The sequence below is a fragment of the Nonomuraea lactucae genome, assembly GCF_003313395.1.
In the GTDB taxonomy this organism is placed as follows: domain Bacteria; phylum Actinomycetota; class Actinomycetes; order Streptosporangiales; family Streptosporangiaceae; genus Nonomuraea; species Nonomuraea lactucae.
Window position 1 is genome coordinate 1 of record NZ_QNFZ01000782.1, and the last position, 4,859, is coordinate 4,859.

Sequence of the window (4,859 nt, forward strand, 5' to 3'; positions counted from 1 at the left end):
CGGCCTCGGTGGCCGCCGAGCGCGCGCGGCCCCGCCTGGCCGCGGCCCGGGCACGCTGTCCGGGCGGCAGATCCTCCTCGCCGCCGCCGAAACCGCCGAGCGGGCTCCCGAGGAGACCGGCGAGTACTGGTACGTCAAGATCAGGGTGACCCGGAGTGGCCCGGCAAGCCCCAGAGGGTGATGCCGGAGACCGCGCTCCTCCGTGCCATCAGCGATCGATGGAGACCCGGGAGATCATCGAGGCGAAATGGGTCGAGGAGTTGCCCGGCGTCGACGGAATGCGGACGAACTTCGCTTACCCGAAGCCCGTAAAGCGCTTTACACGGGCGGGTCGATCGGGTCGATTAGAGGGCGAGGCGGAGGGTCCGCTCTCGGGGAGTCGGTCGACCGAGTGCCGGGGGATGGGTGTACGGGACAGACGGCGGGTTCGCCGCTCGGATGCGCTCGGTGTTCGCGGCTCCGCCGGCCCCGTTGTGGCCGGGTGGGTTCGCCGTGATGGCCGGGATCCTGGCCGTGGCGGTGCCGGTCCAGGCGGGGCTGGCGGAGAAGGGGCAGGTGCTCGCGGGCACGGGGGTCCTGCTCGTGCTGCTCGGGGCGCACATGCGGTTCGTGCTGGGGATGCTGGCGCGGCGGGACGGCCGGTGGTGGCTGGTCGGCGTCCAGGCGTGGCTGACGTACGTCCCGCTGCCGTTCTTCGGCGCGGCGTGGACGCCGGTCTGCGGGCTGCTGTCGGGCGCCCTGCTCATGGTGGCGTACCGGATCCGCTCCGTCGTCCTGGTGGGCCTGGCCATGGCCTGCGGGCCGGTCCTGCTGTGGGCCCCGCGGGACATGCTGTCCTACTCCGGCTGGGTGCTCGCCGCCCCGCTGCTCGGCCTGGTCGAGTACGCCCTGGTCAGCCTCGCGGCGCGGGCGCACTGGCTGGCCGGCGCGCGCAACGAGGTCATCCGGCGGGCCGTGGCCCTCGAACGCCGCAGGTTCACCCGGGACCTGCACGACCTGGTGGGGCACCGGCTCACCGTCCTGGTGCTGAAGGCGCAGCTCATCCAGCGCCAGGTGCAGGAGGGCGACGAGAAGGCGCGGCTGGAGGTGGGCGAGACGCTCGAACTGCTGCGCGCCCTGGCCTCGGACGTGCGCGCCGTCGCCCACGGCGGGCAGCGCTCCTCGCTGGAGGCGGAGCTGGGCTCGGCGCGCGCGCTGCTGGAGTCGGCGGGGGTGCGCTGCCAGGTGCGGGTGTCGTGCCGCGACCTGCCTGCGGAGGTCGGCGAGGCGCTCACCCACGCCCTGCGCGAGGGCGTGACGAACATCCTGCGGCACGCCACGGCCCGCCGCTGCGTGATCCAGCTCTTCGAGCGCGACCGGCTCGTCCGCCTGTCCATCAGGAACGACGGCGCCCGCCCGCCGCGGCGCACCGGCGACGCCGGCCATGGGCTGAAGAACCTCACCGAACGGGTCGCGCTGCTCGGTGGCTGGCTGGAGGCGAAGGCCTTTCACGGCGGTGAATTCGCCTTCACCGTTTACCTGCCGCGGGCCAATAGTGACATCATCAGCCGCCATTGATGAATAACGCATATATGCGGGTGCGATCATCGCATTTGAGTCATGTGTTGTGTTACTAGACGTCAGCCCTCCCGGTCGAGAATCTTATGGAGGTCGCACCGGGAGGGAATGGGATGGACCAGTACGAGCTGTACTGCCTGGCGGATCGCCATTTCTACGACAGCCTCGAGCACAGCGCCGCCGAGGACGCCGAATTTCCCATCGTGCGCCGGCCGCTGCCCGAGGGCTGGTCCCACGCGGTCACCGACACCTGGTGCTACTACGCCGCCGGCGGGCAGCCGCCGCTGCCCCGGCAGGGCTGGAAAATCCACGTCTCCGCCCGCGTCGACGACGCCGAGAAGGCGATCGAGGCCGTCTGGGACTACTGCGTGCCCCGGGGTATCGCGTTCAAGTTCTTACGCGGCACCGCGGTCCTCGTCATGGTCAACTCCAAGGCCGCCTCGCGGGCGTCCAGCGGCAAGCTGATCACCGTCTACCCGCGTGACGACGCCCAGCTCGAACTCGTGCTCAAGGAGCTGAACGAGCTCCTGCGCGGCGTCCGGGGCCCGTACATCCTCAGCGACCTGCGCTACGGCGAGGGGCCGCTGTTCGTCAGGTACGGGGGCTTCGCCGAGCGGCACTGCCTGACTGGCGCCGGCGAGCGGGCGCTGGCCGTCGAGGACGGCGACGGGCGCCTGGTGCCCGACGTGCGCGGCGCCACGTTCTCGGTGCCGCCGTGGACGACGCTGCCCGAGTTCCTGGAGCCTCATCTGGCCGCCCGCAACGCCGTCACCACGAACGGCCTGCCGTACGCGATCGAGCAGGTCCTGCACTTCTCCAACGGCGGCGGCGTCTACCTCGCCCGGCACCGGGACACCGGCGAGCGCGTGGTGCTGAAGGAGGCCAGGCCCCACGCGGGACTCGACGCGGCGGGACGCGACGCGGTCACCCGGCTGACCCACGAGCGCGAGATCCTGGAGCGCCTGGCGGGGCTGGACGCCGTGCCCGCGCTGCTCGGCCACTTCACGCTCGGCGAGCACCACTTCCTCGTTGAGGAGTTCGTTGACGGCACCCCGCTGCAGCGCCGCCTCGTGCACCGCTACCCGCTCACCCGCGCCACCTGCACCGCCGAGGACGTGGCCGAATACACGCGCTGGGCGCTCGACACCCTGGACCACGTGGATCAGGTGATCGAGTCGCTGCACGGGCGCGGGGTCGTCTTCGGCGACCTGCATCCGGACAACGTCCTGCTGACGGAGAGCGGCCGGGTGGTGCTCATCGACTACGAGGTGGCCACGATCGACGGCGACGGGAAGAGGGCGGCGCTCGCCCACCCGGCGTTCATCGCGCCGCCCGACCGGCAGGGGCTGGACGTCGACAGGTACGCGATGGCCTGCCTCCGGCTGGGCCTGTTCGCGCCGCAGTGCACGATCATGCTGCCGTTGCACGCGGGGAAGGCCGGTCAGCTCGGCGAGCTGGTCGCGGAGACCTTCCCCGGCACGTCCGCCATGGTGGGCGCCGCCGTCGGCGTCATCGCGGGCGGCGCGTCGCGCCGGACGGAGGAGCGGGCCGCATCCGGTCCGGCGGAGATGGCGGACCTGCCCGTCCCGGGCGTCGCGCCGTGGCCCGAGCTGCGGGACGCGATGCGCCGGGCCATCCTCGCCTCCGCCACGCCCGGCCGTGACGACCGGCTGTTCCCCGGCGACGTGGCCCAGTTCCGGCCCGGCGGCGGCCTGAACCTCGCCCACGGCGCGGCGGGCGTCCTGTACGCGCTGGCCGCCACCGGGGCCGGTCGCTTACCCGAGTACGAGGGCTGGCTGCGCGAGCGGGCGCTCCGCCCGGTGCAGGGCTCCGGCCTCGGCCTCTACGACGGGCTGCACGGCATCGCGTACGCCCTCGACCGGCTGGGACGCCGGCAGGACGCGCTCGACGTGACCGGCATCTGCCTGCGGGAGAAGTGGGAGGTCCTGGAGTCGGCGCTCCACTCGGGCCTGTCCGGCATCGGCCTGAACCTTCTCCACCTCGGCCTGCGCCACGGCGAGTCCGAGCTGACCCGGGCCGGCATGCGGGCGGTCGACATCTGCGCCGAACGGCTCGGCGGTCCCGGCGACGTCCCCGAGACCAGCGGCGGAGCGGGCCCGCGGGCCGGGCTCATGTACGGCTCCAGCGGACCGGCCCTGCTCTTCCTGCACGCCTACGAGCACACCGGCGACCGGGCGCTGCTCGACCTGGCCGAGGTCGCGCTCCGGCAGGACCTGCGCCGGTGCCGCACGGCGCAGGACGGCTCCCTCCAGGTGGACCAGGGCTGGCGGGTGCTGCCCTACCTGGACGAGGGCTCCGCCGGCATCGGGCTGGTGCTCACCCGCTACCTCTCCCACCGCGACGACCCCGGCCTCACGACCGCGCTGGCCGCGCTGCGGCTGGTCGCCGGTGCCGGCTTCTTCGTCCAGCCGGGGCTGTTCACCGGCCGCGCGGGCATCATCGCCGCGCTGGCCGACGACTCTCGCGACCAGGCGGTGGACACGGTGGTGGACACGGCGGTGGACACGGTGGTGGACGCGCAGGTGAAGGGCCTGCGCTGGCACGCGCTGCCGTACGGCGGTGGCCTGGCGTTCGCCGGCGACCAGTTGCTGCGGCTCTCCATGGATTTCGCGACAGGCACGGCAGGCGTCCTGTTCGCCCTCGGCTCGCTGCTCGGCGAGCACCCGGTTCGCCTGCCATTCCTGGAGGCCGCCGTGGGAGCGCGGCCCGCGACCCCCGATACCCGGAAGGAGGTGTGAACCATGGTTCTTCTCGACCTGCAGGGCCTCGAAACCCCGTCGAACAGCGACGTCGCCAGCGGCGGCAGCACTCTCACGGTGCTTTCCTGCCACTCCGGCAGCCCGAGCAACCTCAGTGTCGCCGCGTGCCACTGAGCATCTGATCAGTGACAGGTGGATTTGATCCCCGCGCCGCCGCCCTGGCCGGCGCGGGGATCACCCGTGATTCCGACATCGCTCGATCATCGCTCGATCATCGCTCGATCATCGCTCGATCATCGCTCGATCATCGCTCGAACAGGGGAGGGCCGGGTGCGCGCCGGAGACCTGCTGGTCATGCGGACCGTACGGCAAGCCGGACCGTGGCCCGCCGTCCTCGCGGTCACGGCGGTGGCGGGTGCGGCGGCCGAGCTCGCCCTGCCGTACGCGGCGGGCAGGACCGTGGACGCGTTCACCGGGGCGACCGGCGGGCCGGGCGCGGAGGTCTGGCTGCTGTGGTGCGCCGCGATCGTCGCGTGCGCCATGCTCTGCGAGAGCCTCGGCGTGTGGGCGCGGGGCGCGAGC

At 72.7% G+C, this 4,859-nt stretch carries 4 protein-coding genes and 1 pseudogene; all 5 read left to right on the forward strand.

What is annotated here, in order from left to right:
- On the forward strand, positions 1–181 hold a 181-nt coding region (locus DQW85_RS27450), incomplete at its 5' end, for a hypothetical protein (RefSeq protein WP_205315449.1).
- Positions 182–405: 224 nt separating this feature from the next.
- On the forward strand, positions 406–1,557 hold the full coding sequence (locus DQW85_RS27455; RefSeq protein WP_162795425.1) for a sensor histidine kinase: 1,152 nt from the start codon (positions 406–408) through the stop codon (positions 1,555–1,557).
- A gap of 113 nt (positions 1,558–1,670) precedes the next feature.
- Positions 1,671–4,316, forward strand: coding sequence for a class III lanthionine synthetase LanKC (gene lanKC / locus DQW85_RS27460; RefSeq protein WP_113702805.1), 2,646 nt, complete (start codon positions 1,671–1,673; stop codon positions 4,314–4,316).
- A gap of 3 nt (positions 4,317–4,319) precedes the next feature.
- On the forward strand, positions 4,320–4,451 hold the full coding sequence (locus tag DQW85_RS27465) for a SapB/AmfS family lanthipeptide (protein WP_113702806.1): 132 nt from the start codon (positions 4,320–4,322) through the stop codon (positions 4,449–4,451).
- Between the two features lie 156 nt (positions 4,452–4,607).
- Positions 4,608–4,859: pseudogene (locus tag DQW85_RS27470) on the forward strand (ABC transporter ATP-binding protein); the annotation flags it as partial.

Coding starts and splice junctions, on each gene's coding strand:
- lanKC (WP_113702805.1), top strand. CDS start 1,671: ATGGACCAGTACGAGCTGTACTGCCTGGCGGATCGCCATTTCTACGAC.
- DQW85_RS27465 (WP_113702806.1), top strand. CDS start 4,320: ATGGTTCTTCTCGACCTGCAGGGCCTCGAAACCCCGTCGAACAGCGAC.